This is a genomic window from Planctobacterium sp. AWH2_060, assembly GCF_056158425.1.
Genome location: NZ_JBSWTG010000001.1, coordinates 1,665,537 through 1,688,584, shown reverse-complemented (window position 1 = coordinate 1,688,584; position 23,048 = coordinate 1,665,537). Strand labels below are relative to the sequence as shown.

At 47.7% G+C, this 23,048-nt stretch carries 2 protein-coding genes (1 of these 2 only partly in view); both read left to right on the top strand.

Annotated elements, in window-relative coordinates; genetic code table 11:
• A protein-coding gene (locus ACXAD8_RS07295) for a non-ribosomal peptide synthase/polyketide synthase (RefSeq protein WP_475226696.1) crosses the window boundary here: on the top strand, positions 1-15,423 show its 3' portion. The gene continues 891 nt to the left of window position 1, outside the view; the window shows 15,423 of its 16,314 coding nt (coding positions 892-16,314); its start codon lies off the left edge, out of view; it ends in the stop codon at positions 15,421-15,423.
• Positions 15,420-23,048, top strand: a complete 7,629-nt coding sequence (locus ACXAD8_RS07290) for an amino acid adenylation domain-containing protein (RefSeq protein ID WP_475226694.1) — start codon at positions 15,420-15,422, stop codon at positions 23,046-23,048. The genes ACXAD8_RS07295 and ACXAD8_RS07290 overlap by 4 nt, the downstream gene beginning before the upstream one ends.

The window sequence follows — 23,048 nt, the reverse complement described above, 5'->3', positions numbered from 1 at the left end:
AAATTGAGTGCCGCTTTAACACAACAAATCAAAGCCTTGATGCCGGGCCGTGACACCAGTTTGTTTATGGTGCTGCAAAGTGCTTTTGTACTGTTTCTGGCGCGTTGGAGTCAGGAGCGGGATATTGTTATCTCTTCTGCTATAGCAGGTAGAAACAACAAGCAAGTGGAATCGCTAATCGGGATGTTTATTAACACCCTGGTGTACAGAACTCAGCTGTCAAATGAAATGACATTTGAAGAGCTTTTGACATTGTGTAAAAGCAACACCCTGGCGGCTTTTGAGAATCAAAATATCTCCTTTGACGCTCTGGTGGAAGAGCTGAATCCTCAGCGGGACATGAGTTACCCTCCGATTTCTCAAATCAGTTTTGCATTTAACAATAATGAAGTGGGTGAGATTAGCCTGCCAGAACTCAGTATTGAGCGATTGAGCAATGATGATGGCGTGGTCAAATATGAACTGGAGCTGCACCTGAAAGAAATGACCAGTGAACAGGGAAGTGAGCTTCTCTTCAACTGGACTTATGCCCGCAGCTTATTTGACGAAGCAAGCATAGCCCGTATGGCCTCAGGCTTTGAGTCACTGTTGCGCAGCATCGTAGCACGCCCTGATGGTTTGTTGTCGGAATTTGCGATTCAGAGTGAGGCGGATGCAGAGCGAATGCTGAAGCAGGGCGAAGGCAGACACAACAGCGAAGGCCGTCATCAGACCCTGGTGTCGTGTTTTGAGGCGCAGGTAGCGCAGACCCCGGATGCTGTGGCGGTCTGGTATCAGGAAGAGTCAGGTGAGTGCAGCAGTCTCAGTTATCGCGACCTGAACCGTTATGCCAATCAGTTAGCGGACTACCTGAGCGAGCAGGGCTCAGGTGTCGGAGACTTTGTGGCGGTGTATGTCAGTCGTTCAGTGGAATTACTGGTGGGGCTGTTAGGGGTACTGAAAGCCGGAGCGGCCTATATTCCGATAGAGCCCTCCAGTAAACCGGCCAGAATCAGTCAGTTACTGGAAGATGCCGGTGTCGAGCTGGTACTGACCAGTGCCGGTATGTTGTCAGGACTGCCGATAGCCAGCGTGGATGTACTCATGCTGGATGATGTTGTCCGGGAAGGGGCGTTGTCAGATTATGCCGACAGTAATCCGGAGCCAGTAGCGACACTGACAGACAGTGCCTATGTCATTTATACCTCCGGCTCCACCGGTACCCCCAAGGGTGTGGAAGTGAGTCACGGTGGCTTAGTGGATTATCTGGCGTTTGGTCTGGAGGCATATTACCCCACCGGCGGTGACGGCTCACTGGTGGTCACTTCTCATGGTTTTGATATCAGTATTCCCGGTCTGTTCCTGCCGTTGATGCAGGGCGGTTGTGTGAGATTACTGAGTGTCGGCGATGAGCTGAATCATCTGGCAACGGAGCTGCATCAGGGGGATTCACATCGCTATCTGATACGTATGACCCCGATGCATGTCAAAGGACTGCTGAGTCTGATGGATGCGGACAGCACAGTGACGGCAGAGCATGTCTTTGTGATAGGCGGTGAAGCGCTGAGTGTACGGGATGCCAGACAGTTACAGGCGCGTTTTCCCGGGAGTCAGATATACAACCATTACGGTCCGACGGAAACGGTGGTGGGCTGTAGCCTGTTTGACTTCAGTGCACAGGCAGACAATCTTGATGAAGGCGCAGTTTCGGTACCGATAGGTCGGGCGATGGACAATACCCGTTTGTACGTGCTGGACAGTGAGCGTCAGGTGTGTGCCGAAGGCATGGTGGGTGAGCTGTATGTGGGTGGCCCCTGTGTGGCCAAAGGCTATTTAAACCGACCGGCGCTGACATCGGAGCGCTTTATAGCGAGCCCGTTTGTGGCAGGTGAGCGCTTATATCGCACCGGAGACCTGGTGCGTTGGCAGGCGGGTGTGTCGGATGCGGCAGACAGCCAACTGGTGTTTGTCGGGCGTGCCGATGAGCAGGTTAAGATACGGGGCTACCGGATAGAGCCGGGCGAAGTCAGTTCATTGATAAAGGCGCATCCCGGCGTGTCAGACGCAGTGGTTGTGGTTTCCGGTGAAGGCGAGCAGGCCCGGCTTGTGGCCTATGTGGTGAGTCAGGAAGCTGAAGAAGAGTCGGCTTTAATACAGGATATCAGTCATGCCCTGGGTCAGGTATTACCGGAGCATATGATACCTTCGGGAATGATGTTGCTGGCAGCTTTGCCATTGACGGCTAACGGTAAACTGGACCGACGGGGATTACCGGATATTGCTCAGCAAAGCGAGCAGGCTTATGTGGCACCGCGCAACGAACTTGAGCTACAGCTGGCCGAATTGTGGCAGAGTCTGTTGGGTGTTGAGCAGGTGGGAGTGAATGACAACTTCTTTGATTTAGGTGGACATTCTCTGCTGGCCACCAGAATGATCAGTAGCATTGCGAAAATGTTGGATAAACGGATACCTTTGCGAACGCTGTTTAATAACCCCAGTATTCGACTGTTAGCCAATGAACTTCAGCTTAAAAAGCGAGAAACCTTTACGGCAATTCCGCTGGCAGACCGACGCGAACCTTTACCTTTATCCTTTGCTCAACAGCGCTTTTGGTTTGTCGACCAATTTGAAGGCAATAGCAGCAAATACAATATGCCTTTCGCCCTGAAAATGACCGGGCAGCTTAACTATACTGCAATGCAAAGGGCACTGGATACTCTGCTGGAAAGGCACGAAATACTGAGAACTGTGTATCGTGATGAGCAACAACTTATTAATCCCGCCAGCGCTTTAGATATACATCGAATAGATTTACGCGAAGAGGCAGTGAATGACTCACGGTTGCGTCACTTTGCCGAAGAGGAAGCCGCAAAACCCTTTGACCTGAGTCAGCATCACATGTTGCGCTGTAGTTTGTTGGTGTTAGCCGAACAGGAGCATGTTTTACTTTTCACCTTGCACCATATCGCCACAGATGGTTGGTCTAATGCGATATTAGCCAAAGAGTTTGTAGCTCTTTATGGCGCGTTTGCCCAAGAGCAACAATCGCCATTGTCACCTGTTCCCTTGCAATACGCAGATTTTGCCAGTTGGCAGCGCAATACTCTCAGTGGCGAAAAATTATCTCAGGAACTCGCCTACTGGACTAATAAATTAGCAGACTTGCCCGTTGTTCATCAGTTGCCACTGGATTTTGTCAGACCTGAACAACAAAGTTTCTCCGCAGGAACCTACACCTCGACATTACCCGTGGTAACGCTCAAGGCTTTAAATCAATTGGCGTCCCGCCAGGAAGCCAGTCTGTTTATGCTGTTACAATGCGCCTGGTCAGTGCTGATTGGTCGTTGGAGCAATGAGACTGATATTGTTATAGGTAGTCCGATAGCCGGACGGGCACATGCCAGTATGGATAATTTGGTGGGATGCTGCATTAATAATCTGATTTTCAGAACGGATTTGTCAGGGACGCCGCAATTTTTAGAGCTATTGTCGCAGGTTAAACAGTCTACGCTGGAAGCCTTTGAGCATCAGGAGCTGCCATTTGAGTTACTGGTCAATGAACTTAATCCGGAGCGAAATTCCAGTCACAATCCATTGTGCCAACTTAGTTTTACTATGCACAACAATGAGGCTGTCAGTTTCTCACTGCCGGGTATAAAAATTGACGGTATAGAGCGAGAGACTGAATCGGTTAAAAACGACATTGAACTGCATGTTGTGGAAGCAGAAGATGGCCTGATGATTAAATGGGTTTATGCTGATAGCCTGTTTAAGGCCGAAACCATTGCACGTATGGCGGCTGGTTTCGAGCGTATGCTAAAAACCCTTTGCCAGCAACCGCATCAGGAAATTACCAAACTACCGGTGTTCTCGATGGAAGAAGAGCAGCGACTGATGTCGCTGGGGCAGTCTGATGCCACATTGCTGGAACGTATCACTGCTGAAAATCTCTGTTTGCATGAATACATCGAGAAGATGGCAGCGCTGCACCCTGACCGCCAGGCAGTTGTTTTTGCGGATGTCACCTTGACTTACCGGCAACTCAACGAAAAAGCCAATCGTTTAGCCCATTACTTAGTTGAGCAAGGCGCAAAAACCGATACTTTAGTTGCCGTCTGTATGGAACGCAGTGCTGATCTGGTAGTGGCAATTCTGGGGATCATGAAATCGGGTGCTGCCTATGTTCCGATTGAACCTACTGATCCCGAAGACCGCATCCATTTCATGTTACAGGACTCTGCCGCCAATATTATTGTCACGCAAAGTTGGCTGCTGTCACAGATACCTGCTTATGAGCAGAAACTCATTCCTGTTGACGGTCAAATGGGAGAAACCATGTTGTCTGGCTATAGTGATGACAACATTAAGCCGGAGTCTGTCAATTTGACGCAGGATAATCTGTGCTATGTTATCTATAGCTCAGGTACTACCGGTGAACCCAAAGGCATTGAGATCGAACATCGTCAGATTGTCGCCTCAACCCTAAGCCGAACTCCGTTTTTCGGTGGCCCAGTGGAACGCTTTTTGACCCTGGTACCTTTCTCATTTGATGCCTCTTTGATTGGTCTGTTCTGGAGTCTAACCAGTGGTGGTACATTGCACGTATTGGATGCAGACGATGCGAAATCGTCAAACTGCATCATCAATACGGTTGAGCAGCAAAAAATCACCCATATCGGCATCCCTCCCGTGTTGTATCGAACGGTACTGGCGCAACTGGAGCAAAATGGAAACCGGAAAGCCAGTAGCCTGCAGGTAATAATTTCGGGTGGCGAAGCGTTAGATAAACAGCTTAAAAACCTCCACTTTCAACAACCCTGGGGCAAAAACGCATCCTTTACCAATGAGTATGGTCCTACTGAAGCCACGGTCTGGAGTACTGCACATCAGTGCACCGAAATACAATCAAGTACCAGTGTGCCAATAGGCAATACGCCCGGACACGCCGATCTTATTGTGGTAGATGCAAACAATGCACTGCAGCCCCTGGGGGTTACTGGAGAGCTGTTAGTTGCCGGAGCCGGTGTGGCAAGAGGTTATTTGCGCAATTCAACACTAACCGCAGAAAAGTTTATCTCCTGTCCATCAGGGAGTCAGCAGCGTGTTTATCGCACCGGGGATCTGGTGCGTTGGCTACCGCAAGGACAGCTGGAGTTTATTGGCCGCATAGACGACCAGGTTAAAATCAGAGGATTCCGTATCGAATTGGCGGAAATTGAAGAGTGTTTGATGCTGCATCCAGAAGTATCTCAGGCCATCGTAATTGTAGATACGCAAAACCATGATAAGCGCCTGGTGGCTTATGTGGTGCCCAGGACAGAAAATGACGACGAAAATCAGGAAGCCAGACTGATACAAACTTTGCGACAGCATGTCCGCAGTAAATTACCTTCTTACATGCTGCCTTCCGCTTTTGTGTTAATGGCAACATTACCGGTAACCGGCAACAATAAAGTGGATAAAAAAGCCTTGCCTTTGGCTGATTTTCAGGCCGCTCAAAATTATGTTGCCCCAGAAACAGTACTACAGGAAACCCTGGTACAGCTCTGGCAATCATTGCTGGGGCTGGAACAGGTGGGTATTGAAGATAATTTCTTTGAGATAGGTGGCCACTCTTTGATGGCGACTAAAATGGTCAGCGAAATCGCCCATTCCCACAACAAAGAAGTGCCAGTTAAAGCGATATTTGAAAACAGCACAATTCGAACGCTATCGGCACACCTCGAGGCGCTTGAGGAAACCACGATATCCGATATTGTGCCGGTAGATCGCAGTGGTAAATTACCGCTTTCATTAGGGCAACAGTCAATTTGGTTTATCGACCAATTCGACAACGGTAGTGCCCACTACAATATGCCCATGGCGTTGCGACTGGAAGGTCAACTACAATTGCCAGCATTGCAAAGAGCTTTGAATTCTGTGTTGCAACGGCATGAAGTTTTGCGCACGGTATACTCGTCTGATAGCGCTGAACAAATAGTGACTTCCCGCAATTCTGTTGAAATTGATTTCATTGACCTGAGCGGTCAGGAAAATACGGGAACGGAGATTAAAAAACTAGTTCGTGAGGCTTGTACCAAAGCCTTTGATTTAAGTGTGGATTCTATGCTGCGTTGCCGTTTATTGCGCATAGCTCAGGAACAACACATATTGGTTATCACCTTGCATCACATTGCCTGTGATGGGATCTCCATTGGGATTTTAGCAAAGGAAATAAGTGCTTTATACAATGCCTGTCTGATAGGGCAGGAGTCACCTTTGCCGCCTCTGCATCTGCAGTACGGCGATTACGTTCATTGGCAACGAAGTGACAAGCAAACTGAGAACAGGGCCAGCAGTTTGGCGTATTGGCAAACGCAACTGGCTGATATTCCCTTGGTACACGACCTGCCACTGGATAAAAAACGTCCTCAGAAACAGACATTTTTAGCAAGTACGGTGCATCTGAATTTAGCCAAAACCGAATTCCGTGCCTTGCAAGAACTGGCCAATAGTCATCAGGTGAGTTTGTTTATATTGATGCAAACGGCTTTTGCTCTGCTCATTTCCCGCTGGAGTAATCAGGATGATATCCTGATCGGGTCGCCGGTATCCGGTCGAGTACACCGCAATCTGGAGCCTTTGATTGGCTATTTTGTCAATACTCTGGTTATCCGTTCTAAAGTAAAACCTGAGCAATCATTTAAGGACTTTTTAGCACAAAATAAAACAACCATATTGTCAGGCTTTGAGCATCAGTCAGTGCCTTTTGAAGCGATCGTGGAAGAGCTGAATCCGGAACGCAGCATGGCGCATTCACCGCTGTTTCAGATCCTGTTTGGTTTGCAAAAAGCTCAGCAATCTGATTTGTCATTAACCAATCTCAACGTTATTCCTGAGCAGGCCGACAGTCAGTTTGTGAAGTTCGATCTTGAGGTCAATGTCACCGAGGCCGCTGAAGAGCTTAAAGTCAGCTTTAAATATGCTCAGGCGTTGTTTGATGAAACCACTATACAAAGACTGGCGGAATCTTATCGTTTGTTGCTCAATGCCGTTGTAGCGATGCCTGAGGGAGTCGTTAGTGAGCTGCCATTGTTGTCGCTGAAGGATCAACAACAGCTAAATGACTGGAACGCCACCGAAACGGATTTCCCCGATGCACTGTGTTTACATCAACTGTTTGAAGCACAGGCTGTAGCCCATCCCGCGCGCATTGCCACAGAGTGTGAAGGACAATCCCTTACCTACCGAGAACTGGATGCCAGGGCCAATCAGCTTGCTGGCTTTTTATTAGCCAGAGGCGTACAGCCGGAGGCACCGGTGGCCTTATTACTAGACCGCTCTTTGGATATGATAGTGGCGATTATAGCTGTTCTGAAGTCTGGTGCTGCTTATGTTCCTGTCGACCCGGATTATCCAGCAGATCGCATTGCATATATGCTGGAAGATTGTGGTGCCAATATCATACTGACACAGTCACCTTTAGTTGCCTTATTACCAGCAAATGCACCTGATTGTGTTGAATTAGATGCCCCTGATTTATTGACAGGTTTTGAGCAAAAATCTCCGGACATACAAGCGCTGCATGCTGGCTTACTGGCGAATATTATTTATACGTCCGGATCCACTGGTAAGCCCAAAGGCGTAATGGTTGAACACCGGGCTCTGGTGAATCGTATTGATTGGATGCAAAAACAATATCCTTTACAACCGGATGATGTGGTTTTGCAGAAAACCCCGTACAGTTTTGATGTCTCTGTGTGGGAGCTTTTGTGGCCCCTGATGGTGGGAGCAAAACAGGTATTTGCAAAACCCCAGGGTCACAAAGACCCTGAATATCTGAAAGGATTACTGGCTAGTTGTGAGATAACTACTTTGCATTTTGTTCCCTCAATGTTAGCTATTTTTATTGAACACAAGGGATTTGAATTTGCCAGTGCATTGAGACGGGTATTTTGTAGCGGTGAAGCGTTGGGAGCGCATTTAGTTACTCAGTTTTATCAGGCTACCCGGGACATGAGCAGTCAGGGCGTGGAATTGCACAACCTGTATGGCCCAACAGAGGCCGCTATCGATGTAAGTTACTGGGATTGTCAAAATCTTGAGACAAGCGGAAACGTGACGATTGGCAAGCCAATTCATAATATTCAGTTACACGTGTTAGACCAAAACCAACAGCCTGTACCAGTGTGTGTCGCAGGAGAGCTCTATATCGGCGGGATTGGTCTGGCGAGAGGCTATGTCAATAAACCGGAAGTGACAGAGGCGCGGTTTATTTTGTCCCCGTTCAACGAGACTGAGCGTTTATATCGCACCGGTGATGTGGTGCGTTGGTCAAATGATGGCAATCTGGTTTACATAGGTCGAAACGATGATCAGGTGAAGTTGCGGGGTTTCAGGATCGAGCTTGGAGAAATCGATACACAACTCACTAAGTTACCTGGCATAACAAACGCGAGGACCGTTATTCGCAAGGTTGCTGCAGTAGATTCGTTGGTGTCTTACGTGGTACCTGAGTCTCAGCAACTTGATTCAGTCGATGAACAACTGTGCCGACGGGCTTTGCAACAAACGTTACCTGATTACATGATCCCTGCTGCAGTGGTTGCCTTGCCGTCTTTGCCATTGACCAGCAACGGAAAACTTAATGTTAAAGCTTTACCCGAAGTTGAAGTGTCGCAATCTGTTAAGTATGAAGCAGCAGAAACAGTCACTGAGGAGATGTTGCAATCTATCTGGCAGGAAATCCTGAAACAGGAGTCAGTCAGTGTAACAGCAAACTTTTTCGAAATTGGCGGGCAATCATTATTAGCCACCCGTGTTGTCAGCGAAATTGCTCGTCGTTGTCACAAAAAAGTATCTGTCAGAGCAATGTTTGAATACACGAACATTCGCGTTATGGCTAAGTACATTGACAGCTTATCGAGTGATAAAGAAAGCGAAATTTTCAAAGCGGATCGCAATGTTGATATTCCACTGTCTTTCGCTCAACAAAGATTGTGGGTGCTGGATCAGATGGCTCAGGGCAGCTCGCAATACAATATGCCTGCAGCGTTGTCACTGAAAGGCGAGTTAAACATTGATGCTTTGCAATTCGCGTTAGATACCATAGTACAGCGACATGAAGTGCTGAGAACCAGATATAAGTCACAGAACAGGCAGCAAGGTGACTTAAATGAAGGCGTGGTAGAAACGGCAAATCAGGTGGTTTATCCTGCCAGCCCGGTTCCATTACCAGTTACCGACCTGTCACAAAAAGCTGATGGCAACGAGCAGGTGCGAGAATATATTCGCAATGAAGCCCGGCTGAGCTTTAATCTGGCGGAAGATTTGATGTTGCGGTGTCGCTTACTCAAACTGTCGGATGTTGAACATATTTTACTGTTTACTCTGCACCATATTGCCGCCGATGGCTGGTCTTTGGGAATATTAGTCAAAGAATTCAGCGAACTTTATCAGGCTCACAGCAACAACCGTTCAGCAAAATTAGCCACTTTGCCAATGCAATATGCTGATTTTGCCGCATGGCAATACAGCGTGGAGCAGTCCGAGCAATTTGAGCAGTCGCTGTCGTTTTGGCGAGAAGAGCTGAAGGATATACCTGTTTTACATAATCTGCCTTTGGATAAATCTCGCCCGCAGATACAACGTTTTGATGGTGCTGGTTTTATACAGCCTTTATCCGCTGAACTTGGCAGTAAATTAAAATCGTTGGCTAACGAGCAGGGTGTCAGTTTATTTATGTTGCTCCATACAGCATTTGCACTGCTTTTGAGTCGCTGGAGCAATGATAAGGATATTGTTGTAGGAACACCTGTCGCAGGCAGAACGCGCAGCGAACAAGAGCCTTTGATTGGTTTGTTTGTTAATAGCTTGATTTTAAGGTTAAAAGTTGCGCCGGAATTGCCTTTCAGCGAACTTCTGGCTCAAAATAAAACCAGTATCCTCAATGCTTTTGCTCATCAAAATGTGCCCTTTGACAGATTAGTTGATGAACTGAACCCCTCCAGGAGTTTGAGTCATAGTCCTGTTTTTCAGATTTTGTTTGGAATGCAGAATAATGAGCAGGTAGACGTAGAGTTACCAGGCCTGGATGTGGCTACCATGAGTAGCGATCTGACAGTGGTGAAAACTGATCTGGATGTGAATGTCACGGAAACTGAACATGCGTTGCTCATTAACTGGCGTTACGCCGACAGCTTGTTTGTTTCCGAAACCATAGAAAACATGGCAGCGAGCTTTGAGTGGTTATTGACTCAAATTACGGCTGACGTGCTTCAGGTAAATAGTGCTTACTCCTTGTTAAGTCCTGAACAAACTGAGCGCTTGTCCTTGCTAAGTGGCGGTATAGCATGTGATTCAATACCATCGCAATTGAGCAACCTGACTATTTACGAAGTCTTAGAACGCCAGGCAAGATTGACTCCCGATGCCATTGCCGTGGAAGCTGAATCCCATCAAGGGGTAACTTCAGTGACCTTTGCCCAGTTGCTGGCCGCGGGTCAACAACTTGCTACTTTGTTGCAGGCAAGAGGAGTGCAGCGAGGGGATTTCGTCGGTATATGTACCGAGCGCTCTGTTGATATGATGGCAGCTATCGTAGCAGTGTTTAAACTCGGGGCCGTATACGTGCCTATGGATCCAGAACTGCCTTCTGAGCGTCTTAATTATATCATTCAGGATAGCAAGGTTAAGTTGGTTGTTGCAGAACAATTGACCGCACACAAATTACCTGAGAGTGCTGGTCCACTATTAATCGACCAGGAGCTTACGCAACAAACTCTCTGGCATGAGAACTGTGACGCTATTCAATTAGAGGCGCCGGTTACCTGTAAAGCAAGGGATCTGGCTTACGTCATCTATACCTCTGGTTCCACTGGAAATCCCAAAGGGGTAATGGTTACTCATGGGCAATTTCTATCTACTTTTAATGCCATGCGTCAAATTCTGGATGTGAATGAGCAGGACCAGTTTCCTTGCCTTGCATCACAATCATTTGATATTTCGATGCTTGAGCTGTTTTTACCAGTGCTCTGTGGCGGGACAACTCAACTGATTGCCAGAAAAACGGTGCAGCAGTTAAATCAGCTGATCGCCTTAACCCGTCAGGCAACTATTTTTCATGCGGTGCCTAGCCTGATGCAGTTATGGCTGGAGCAGGTTCGCATTGGCGACTTCAGGCAGCTCTATCCTGAACTTAGGGTTGTCTTGGTGGGAGGTGATGCCGTTCCCAAATCCTTGATAGAAGATCTGATGGCCTATTTGCCCGGCGTCACAGTTGTGGAATTGTATGGGCCCACAGAAGCAGCCATTTTGAGTAGCTGCTATATGCCACAAGTTAATCCTGTGGATGTGCCCCACTGCATCGGAAAACCTTTTGGGCATGTTGCGATGCACATTTTAGACGAATACGGAAATCCGGTACCACGAGGAGTGGTGGGTGAACTTTATATTTGTGGACCTAACGTGACCAGCGGATATCTGAATAATCCTGAATTGACGGCTGAAAAATTTGTCGCCAAGCCGGAACTCGGTGAGTTTAATAGCTATCGCAGTGGCGACCTTGCACGTTACTTACCAGACGGGCAAATTGAGTTTATTGGCAGAGGTGACAATCAGGTAAAAGTGCGCGGTTATCGCGTGGAATTAGGTGAAATTGAACACTGTATCACCAGCCATCCAGCTGTTGAAACAGCGCTTGTATTACTGGACAAAAGTAGCGGCGGTGAAGCCCGAATTCTGGCTTTTGTCACGCCAGTTGAAAAGCAAAACAACGACTCGAGTGAAGAGGCACTTAAGTTGAATTTGACAGAGCATGTCGCTACAGCATTGCCTCAGTACATGCTACCTAATACCTTCCATGTGGTAGCCAGTATGCCTTTAACCAGCAATGATAAAATCGACAGGAAAGCGCTTTTGAAGATGGCTGCAGAGCAGCAGTCTGCCGATTATGTGGCAGCTGAATCTGCAATGGAAATCAAGTTGCAGGCAATCTGGCAAACAATCTTGCAGCGGGAAAATATCAGTGTGCTGGACAATTTCTTCGAGGCCGGTGGCAATTCGTTGTTGGCTACCAGACTAGTGTCGGCTATCAGTCAGCAATTGCATAAAGATGTGTCAATTAAAGCCATTTTTGAATTTCCGCAGATACGTGCATTGAGCCATCATCTTGAAAACCTGATGTCCAACACGTATTTAGCACTCGAGAAACGTGACTCTGAGAACTTGATACCACTGTCTTTTTCTCAACAGAGATTGTGGTTTATTGACCAAATGGAAGGTGGCAGTGCTCAATACAATATTCCGGCGGCGTTCATGTTGCGTGGTGAGTTTAATTTGTCTTGTTTCCGACAAGCTCTGAATACTATGGTGGAACGCCACGAGATCCTGCGTACTACCTACCAGGATTGGGATGGGCAGGCGATTCAGGTGATTAATGAGGAATTTGAAGTTCCTGTTATCGAATTACCATTAGGGTCACAGGAGAGCCAAGAAGTACAAATTCAGCGTTTTATCAACGAAGAAGCTAATCGCAGTTTCGATTTACAAAAGGATGTGATGTTGCGCAGTGCTTATTGTGCCATTGCAGAGCAACAGCATTTGATTTTAATAACGACCCATCATATTGCATCAGATGGTTGGTCATCGGGGATTTTTGTCAAAGAGTTCTCGGCCATATATCAGGCGTTATTAAAGGGGCAAAAGCCGAATTTACCACCGCTAAAAGTGCAGTATGCAGATTATGCAGCCTGGCAGCGCGATACATTTGATCAGCAACGATTGCAGCAAGAATTACAGTATTGGAGCCAGCAGCTCAACGGATTACCAACTGTTCACAGCTTACCCCTGGATTTTGCCAGACCTAAAAAGCAAGATTACCAGTCGGCTCAGTGGCAACTACAAGTGGATAGCGAGTTATTACAACAGCTGAATACTCTTGCTCAGTCCCATGGTGTTAGTTTGTTTATGTTGTTGCAAACAGCATTTGCTTTGCTATTAGGTAAATGGAGCGGAGAAACTGACATCGTAGTGGGGTCGCCGGTTGCTGGTAGATTACACAAAGATGTTGAGCCATTAATTGGGTTTTTTAATAACAACCTGGTGTTTCGAACTAAATTAGATAAGCAAGAGCGTTTTTCGGAATTATTGAGCAGCTCAAAGCAGGATATATTGGCTGCATTTGAGCATCAAAATGTGCCCTTTGAAATGTTGGTGGATGAACTTAACCCCGAAAGAACTCAGCAGCATAGCCCGTTATTTCAGATAAAATTTGTATTACAAAACATGGAATCGGGTTCGCTGGAATTAAGTGATTCACAGTTACAACCTGTGCAAAGAGAGCAGAATGTCTCTCACTTTGATTTCGATTTAACCGGGATCGAATTTGAACAGGGGTTATTGTTAAACTGGAGCTATAAAACCAGTTTGTTCAGACAGAGTAGCATAGCCCGTATGGCCTCTGGCTTTGAGTCACTGTTGCGCAGCATCGTAGCACGCCCTGATGGTTTGTTATCGGAATTTGCGATTCAGAGTGAAGCGGATGCTGAGCGAATGCTGAAGCAGGGCGAAGGCAGGCACAACAGCGAAGGCCGTCAGCAGACCCTGGTGTCGTGTTTTGAGGCGCAGGTAGCGCAGACCCCGGATGCTGTTGCGGTCTGGTATCAGGAAGAGTCAGGTGAGTGCAGCAATCTCAGTTATCGCGACCTGAACCGTTATGCCAATCAGTTGGCGGACTACCTGAGCGAGCAGGGCTCAGGTGCCGGAGACTTTGTGGCGGTGTATGTCAGTCGTTCAGTGGAATTACTGGTGGGACTGTTAGGGGTACTGAAAGCCGGAGCGGCCTATATTCCGATAGAGCCCTCCAGTAAACCGGCCAGAATCAGTCAGTTACTGGAAGATGCCGGTGTCGAGCTGGTACTGACCAGTGCTGGTATGTTGTCGGGTCTGCCGATAGCCAGCGTGGATGTACTCATGCTGGATGATGTTGTCCGGGAAGGGGTGTTGTCAGATTATGCCGACAGCAACCCGGAGCCAGTAGCGACACTGACAGACAGTGCCTATGTCATTTATACCTCCGGCTCCACCGGTACCCCCAAAGGTGTGGAAGTGAGTCACGGTGGCTTAGTGGATTATCTGGCGTTTGGTCTGGAGGCATATTACCCGACCGGCGGTGACGGCTCACTGGTGGTCACTTCTCATGGTTTTGATATCAGTATTCCCGGTCTGTTCCTGCCGTTGATGCAGGGCGGCTGTGTGAGATTACTGAGTGTCGGCGATGAGCTGAATCATCTGGCAACGGAGCTGCATCAGGGGGATTCACATCGCTATCTGATACGTATGACCCCGATGCATGTCAAAGGACTGCTGAGTCTGATGGATGCGGACAGCACAGTGACGGCAGAGCATGTCTTTGTGATAGGCGGTGAAGCGCTGAGTGTACGGGATGCCAGACAGTTACAGGCGCGTTTTCCCGGGAGTCAGATATACAACCATTACGGTCCGACGGAAACGGTGGTGGGCTGTAGCCTGTTTGACTTCAGTGCACAGGCAGACAATCTTGATGAAGGCGCAGTTTCGGTACCGATAGGTCGGGCGATGGACAATACCCGTTTGTACGTGCTGGACAGTGAGCGTCAGGTGTGTGCCGAAGGCATGGTGGGTGAGCTGTATGTGGGTGGCCCCTGTGTGGCCAAAGGCTATTTAAACCGACCGGCGCTGACATCGGAGCGCTTTATAGCGAGCCCGTTTGTGGCAGGTGAGCGCTTATATCGCACCGGAGACCTGGTGCGTTGGCAGGCGGGTGTGTCGGATGCGGCAGACAGCCAACTGGTGTTTGTCGGGCGTGCCGATGAGCAGGTTAAGATACGGGGCTACCGGATAGAGCCGGGCGAAGTCAGTTCATTGATAAAGGCGCATCCCGGCGTGTCAGACGCAGTGGTTGTGGTCTCCGGTGAAGGTGAGCAGGCCCGGCTTGTGGCCTATGTGGTGAGTCAGGAAGCTGAAGACGAGTCGGCTTTAATACAGGGTATAAGTCATGCCCTGGGTCAGGTATTACCGGAGCATATGATACCTTCGGGAATGATGTTGCTGGCAGCTTTGCCATTGACGGCTAACGGTAAACTGGACCGACGGGGATTACCGGATATTGCTCAGCAAAGCGAACAGGCTTATGTGGCACCGCGCAACGAACTTGAGCTACAGCTGGCCGAATTGTGGCAGAGTCTGTTGGGTGTTGAGCAGGTGGGAGTGAATGACAACTTCTTTGATTTAGGTGGACATTCTCTGCTGGCCACCCGGTTTATTGCTGTACTGCGTAAAGAGTTGAACGTTGAGTTTAGTATCCGTCAGCTGTTTGATGCGCCAACCATTGCACAGTTAGCTTTACTGTATCAACAATACCAGGATTCTCAGCAAGTAGCGAAGAAGCCGGTTGAAGAGGACGTAACCGAGGAAGGCTGGTTGTGAGTATTGCTAAACTCCTTAAAACCGCCAGCGAAGCTGGCGTATTCCTGTTCTGTGAGGATGGTAAGCTGGGATATAAACTCACAGTTGACAGTTTTCCTGAAAGTATCAAGGAACAAGTAAAGGCTAAGAAAACGGAAATCATTGCCTATTTAACTGAGCAAACCTCAATAAATTCAATGGGCAAGGAGCAAGCCGCTATCTCGCCCGTTGATCGAGACGGGTTATTAGCAATGTCGTTTGCGCAGCAGCGACTCTGGTTTATCGACCAGCTACAATCAGGGACACCTGAATACAATATGCCGGCGGCCATAAACGTTAATGGACGCATCAACAAAGATATATTGGCGAATGTGTTTCGCGAGATAATTACCCGACACGAGGTATTGCGTACAGTCTATGTGGAACAAGACGGGGTTGGTTATCAGCGAATAAACAAGGAATTTAATTTTTCTTTAGCTGAGCATGATTTACGGTCTTTGCCCGAAGAAATAAAGCAGGAAACGCTGGCTAGCTTAATTAAACAAAATGCTAGTCAGGTGTTTGATTTGGCTAATGACCTGATGCTTAAAGCTAGCTATGTTGATATTGACAATAATAGCGGCATGATTTTGTTTAACATGCACCATATCGCCTCAGATGGTTGGTCAATCCAATTGTTAATCAAAGAGTTTATGCAGTTGTATTCGGCATATTCCAATGGCAAGAGCAGCCCGCTGGCAGAGCTGAAATTACAATACGGCGATTATGCGAGTTGGCAACGCACCTGGTTAAATGAGCAGGAGCTGGCCAGGCAGCTGGATTACTGGAAGTCACAATTAGCGGATGCGCCCCCGGTTCATGAGCTTGTGACCTGCAATCCCAGGAGTGCCGGACTTAAAGTCAGCACTGCGGCGCTGCAAAAACGGCTGACAAAAGCGGTGTCACAACCCTTATTGTCAGTTGCAAAACATTTTCGTTTAACACCTTTTATGTTGGGACATGCTTTGCTATCACTGGTCCTTGCCCGGCATAGCCAACAAAACAAAATTGTGGTTGGCACACCCATTGCCAATCGCCTTCAGGAAGAACTGGTGCCTTTAATAGGTTTTTTCACTAATACGTTGGTGTTAGCCGCTGAAGTTAATCACCAATCCTTAGCGCAGTATTTTAATCATATTCGTGATTTACACCTGGATGCGCAAACTTACCAAAATGTTCCTTTTGAGCAACTGGTTGACGCACTTAAAATTCCCAGAAGCAAGCATTATTCACCGGTATTTCAGATATTGCTCACTACCAGTAATGACTTCGGTGTGTCAGAGAAAGAGCCAGCCAGTTTTCCAATGCCAGAACTAACTTTTTCAGTGGCTGCAGAACAAGAGGTTCAAACTAAATTTGAGATCACAATTGATATAAGTATCAATGAAAACGGCGTAGCAATTAAGTGGCTTTACAACCAAAATTTGTTCGAAGCAAAATACATTGAAAGGTTAAATCAACACTTGTGCAATCTGCTAACTTGGTTTGCCAGACAAGCGGAAACCGCTGCATTTGCACGTCTGTCAGAGGTTCGCCTCACTGATATCAGTATTTATTCTAAAAATGAAGCTCAGTTGTTAACTCAAGCATTATCAGGACAGCACAGTGAAGCAACTGACTGGAAATCAATTTCACGTTTATTTGAACAACAAGTTGCAGTTACACCAGATGCGATTGCTCTGATTTGCGAAGATCAAAAACTGACATTTTCTGAATTAAACCAGCGCAGTAACCAGCTAGCCCATTACTTGCTGGAAACCTATAAACTCAAACCTGACAGTCTTGTGGGCTTATGTACTGAACGTTCAGTTGAACTTGTTATTGGAATCTTGGCTATTCTTAAGGCTGGCGGGGCTTATGTACCTATGGATCCGGGGTATCCTAAGGAACGCCTTGAATATGTGGTAAAGGATACCGCCGCTGAATTGATTCTGAGCCATAAAGCGGTTTTACCTGTTGTAGAAGCTTTCAATACCGAAATATTGTTATTGGACGCCCTACCTGAAGCGGTGCAGCATTATCCGGTAGCGGATGTATCCCATGTGCAACCGGGTAAAACTGATTTGGCTTATGTGATTTATACATCAGGCTCTACCGGTAAACCTAAGGGAGTAATGGTTACACATGGTGGGGTGAGTAATCTGGCTCAAAGCATGAAGTCTTTGCAGTTAGGCGAGAAAGGACCTGTTGATTCAAACTGGGGCTGGATTGCTTCATATGCCTTTGATGCTTCTGTGCAGGGTTTGACACAGTTGTGCCTGGGCCAGGGTTTGGTGATATTGGGGGATGAGGCGAAAAGAGATCTGAATTATCTGATAAGACAAATTCAGCAGCACAATATTGGCGTGCTGGATTGCACTCCTGCCTTATTGTCTCTCTGGCGCATGCAAGCTCCCGCGGGAAGTGTGATTGATGCCAGAATAGATGTGGATTTGGTTATCGGTGGAGAGGCTATCGATGACGATTTATGGCAAGATTTGGTGAGCTGGCAGGACAAAAACAATAACCTTTACAGAGCCTTCAATGTATATGGCCCCACTGAATGCACGGTTAATAGTTGTTGGACACAAATTACCGGAGACACTCCCAATCTCGGCGGAATGCTGCCCAATACTTACGGACTTGTTCTGGATGCACAGCGCAATTTGACCCCGATGGGAGCTGTTGGTGAATTGTACATCGGTGGCTCCGGTGTGGCTCGCGGGTATTTGAACCGGGAGTTACTGACCACTGAACGCTTCATTAACAATCCCTTCCCGCAGCCAGATGGAATGCTTTCTTCAGGCCCCCTCTATCGCACTGGTGATCTGGTGCGATTGTTATCTGATGGTTCGCTATGTTATGAAGGACGAGCTGACGACCAGGTAAAAATCCGAGGATTTCGCATTGAACCCGGAGAAATTTCATCTACTTTGAATCAGTTGGACTACGTTGATTCTTCGTTGGTCATGGCCCGGAACATTGCGGGCAGTCCGCAACTGGTGGCCTGGCTGAAACTGGCGGAGGGTGTCAGTGATGGTCCGAAGCTGCTATCCCGCGTCAAACAGCATCTGCTGCAGTGTTTACCGGCCTATATGGTGCCGGAAATAATGCAGACAGTGGTGCAATGGCCACTGACCCCCAACGGTAAAATCGATAAAAAGGCGTTACCGGATTTTGCTCTGGCAGGTCAGGTCCGTGACTATGTGGCACCGCGAACCGCCACGGAGCGAGCGCTGTTGCCCATCTGGGCGGATTTACTGGGACTGGAAGCCGACAGCCTCAGTGTCACGGCTAATTTTTTTGAACTGGGCGGACATTCGTTACTGTCGGTACGCCTGATAGCCCGTATACGGGAACAGCTGTCACTGGAGGTGAGTGTACCGGCGTTATATGAGTTTCCCAGTATCGCCGGTATTGGCCAGTGGCTGGATGAAAATCAGAGCGGGGTTGTGCGCAGTAAGGTAACGGCGGTAGCCCGTCCTGACGGAACAGAGCAGACCTCCTTTTCCCAGCAACGGCTGTGGTTTATCGACCAGTTACAGGGCGGCTCACCGGAGTACCACATGCCCTCAGTGTTTGAGGTCAAAGGTCGTCTCGACCTGACGTTGGTTGAAGGGGTGTTTAAGACCATCATCGAGCGTCACGAAGTACTTCGAACCGTCTATTTTGAGCGGGACGGTCAGGCGTTACAGCGTATTCTGCCGTTATCAGAGGTAGCATTTAGTTTGCGTCAGCTGGATGTGTCAGGTCTCACGCGTGAGACACAAGACAAACAGATGAGTGCCTTCCGCTCTGAGATTTGTGAGCAGCCGTTTGATTTAAGTCAGGAGTTGATGTTGCGGGTGGGGTACATCCATACCGGCAGCGACAGCGGCCTGTTGTTGCTGAACATGCATCATATCGCCTCAGATGGCTGGTCGATGGACGTATTGAGTCAGGAGTTTTTCAGCCTGTATCAGGCGTATGAGGCGGGGCAGGATAATCCATTAGCACCGTTGTCGATACAGTATGCAGACTATGCCCGCTGGCAACGGGAAACCTTAAGTGGCGAATTGTTGGAAACCCAACTGGCTTACTGGACAGAACAGTTAGCAGAGCTGCCGGCGGTACACAGTTTACCGCTGGACCACAGCCGCCCGGTGAGAAAACAACATCAGGGAGCCCAGGTGAAGGGCCAGCTTGATGGTGACGTAGCCGGACGATTACAGGCACTGGCACGGCGTTACAACATGACTCCCTTTATGCTGTTGCACGGTGCTCTGTCACTGGTGTTATCCCGCCACAGCAACAGCTATGACATTGTTATAGGCACACCGGTGGCCAATCGTCTGCAGGCGGAAGTCGAACCCCTGATAGGCTTTTTTGTGAATACACTGGTGTTGCGTCTGGATACCCGCCAGGCGACTCTGGTGGATTATCTGCGGCATGTTCGGGAAGTGAACCTGCAGGCACAGGCGAATCAGGATGTCCCTTTTGAGCAACTGGTGGAGCGTTTGCAGATACCCCGCAGTCAGGCTCACAGCCCTTTGTTTCAGATAATGCTCAGCAGTAATAATGACTATGGGGTGCAGACATCCGGTCAGGAAATGACTTATGCACTCCCTGAGGTCAGTTTCTCTGCGTACCGCGACGGTCATGTACAGGCCAAGTTTGATTTAGATATTACCTTAAGCCTTAGTGAGCAGGGCGTAGGACTGGACTGGGTATATGACACTGCCCTGTTTTCAGAGCAGCGTATATCGGCATTGAACGGCCAGCTGATGCAGATGTTACAGTCAATCGCAGCAGCTGAAGCAGATACCCGATTAGCCGCGTTAGAGATGCTGTCAGCCGAAGAAACGCATCAGTTACTGAGCATGTTACCGGGGCCCCGCCGGGCTTATCCGCAGGAGCAGTGCATTCATCATTTATTTGAAGCCCAGGCGGCCGCACATCCAGAAGCAACGGCTCTGGTGTACGGTAAGCAGAGACTGAGCTATCAGGCGCTAAACGAGAGAGCCAATCAACTGGCTCATTATCTGTTGGCCCATTACGAGATTACCCCGGACAGCTTTGTGGGACTGTGTGTCAATCGCTCGCCAGAAATGGTGGTGGCTATACTGGCGATTCTCAAAGCTGGCGGGGCCTATGTGCCGTTGGATCCCAGTTATCCGCAGGAACGCCTCAACTATATTATGGCTGATGTAAAACCAAAACTCGTTTTGGTACAAAAGGCGTTATTGCAAAAGGTAGAGTTCCAGAAAGAAACTGAACATTCGCATATTCTGCAATTTGAAGCACTTTTCTGTACTGAAGGTGGTGCACTTTCTTGTAATGATGAGGTCGCTAAATTCAGTGTTTGCAATCCGCGCATCAGTCATTTAACCAGCACTAACCTGGTGTATCTGCTTTATACCTCGGGCTCTACCGGTAAGCCAAAAGGTGTGATGATCCAACATAAGGCTGTCGTTAACTACCAGCAACATATAGCTGAGTGTTATGCCATTGACAGGGACGATAGGGTTTTACAGTTTTCAAATATTGCTTTTGATATTTTTGTCGAAGAGTATTTTGGCGCTTTGTGTCATGGTGCGACACTGGTGCTGCGCGATGAATCTTGTTTGGAAGGCGCTCGTGCTTTTTCTGATTTTTGTAGCAAAAATCGGATTTCCGTGGTGAGTTTACCTACTTCATTCTGGCTGCAATTGAATTATGGACAGGATGTGGTGGAGTCGCCATTATTGCGAATGGTCATTGTCGGAGGAGAAGCCTTACCCTATAGAGCTACACAGGATTTTTTTAATAAAACCCAACATGCTGTTTCCCTGATAAACAGTTATGGGCCAACAGAAGCCACTATCACTGCCTGCACTTTTAGTATGCAAGAGTTACCTGATGGCGAATCGATACCAATTGGTAAAGCCAATGCAAATTACAGCCTATTGGTGTTGGGTCCTAACCTTGAGTTTCTTCCAATTGGCGCAATCGGCGAACTTTTTATCGGAGGGGATAGCATTGCGTTGGGGTATTTGAATCAAAGCGAAGAAACGCAAGAGAGGTTTATCGAAAACCCACATTACAACGAGCGGTACGAACAATTACCGAAGCGAATATACCGCAGTGGCGATTTAGTTCAGTTGTTGCCTGATGGTAACCTGCTATTCGAGGGAAGAGTGGATGAACAGGTTAAAATCCGAGGCTTTCGTATTGAGCCTGCCGAAGTCACAGCCGCCTTGGAGTCTATCACTGATGTGGATTCTGCCCTTGTAGTAGTACAGAAACAGGGGGAGTCGCAGAAATTAGTGGCTTACGTCAAACCTGCAGTAAAACCTGATTTTGAGCAGCGGCTGGTATCATGGTTACATGAAGCAATGAAAAACACTGTGCCACAATACATGAGACCGGACGGTATTGTTTTGGTGGAGCATTGGCCTTTAACACCTAATGGCAAAATAGACAAAAAACAGCTTCCAGCCTTTACTGGTGATAAAAATGATGATGAGTACATTGCTCCTGGTTCGCAAACAGAAATTTTACTTGTAGAAATATGGGCAAGATTGCTACAGCTTGATGAGAGGACGATCGGTATCAGGGACAATTTCTTTGAGTTGGGAGGGCATTCGTTATTATCCATTAAACTAATGGTAGAGATACGCTCTGCTTTCTCAATCGAGCTACCAGTCCCTGTTCTTTATGCTAATCCCACTATTGAATCCCTGGCATCATGTCTTTTTGCTCAGTCAATGTCTGACTCTGGTGAATTGGCTTCCGAGCTTTCTCAGCAGAGCGAGACAAACTACCAATTTGCAGAACGTCAGGCTAAGCCTCATGGGCCCGCTAGTCCAGAGAAGCCATTTGTTACTTTGGCTGACACTAGTGGCAAACCCCCTCTGTTCTTTTTTCCGGGAGTAGGGCTGGATTCTTCGTCTTTTATACCCTGTGTAAAGTATTTAAAACAGGAATTCGCCATAAAATCATTTGAATTTGGTGATGTCGATGGTATAAATATTACCTATAATGATTTGGACGAAATCATATCTGTATGTGCTCAGGAAATTCAGTGTTCCACTAAAGGTGATATTGTATATTTAGTGGGGCATTCGTTCGGTGGATGTATCGCATTTGAATTAGCCAGAAAGCTGGAAGCTTGTGGTATGCAGGTAGGGCTGGTATTGCTTGATTGCTACCTGTATCAGGATAAGGCCCTCAAGAACAACTCACTTGCAGATGAAGCGATTGAACTGCTCCACAGCAGAACAAAAGCCCGGGCCCTGGACGAACATGGTTGCCAGCACAAAACAACGAAAAATAAAAAGTACGACTTGTTAAAAATGATGCAAAACGAGTTCGGTAATGCTGATCCGGATTTACTCAGTACGATACTGGAAAATAAGTTATTGGCATTGCAGAAACAGATTGAAATCTGGCAAGGGTATCAACCGTATGATGCTTTTAAAGGTAAAATAAATTTAATTTGTGCGTCTAAAGGTTTGGCGGTTGAGGGTGAAAGTGAATTGAAGAGCGGCTATCAACCATATAGCCAGCAGCCTGTTGCCGTGCAATCAACCCCAGGGGAGCACCTGAGTATGTTAGCAATGCTTAATGCTCAGGCTCTTTCGGAAAATATCAGACGTGCATTTGGCTGA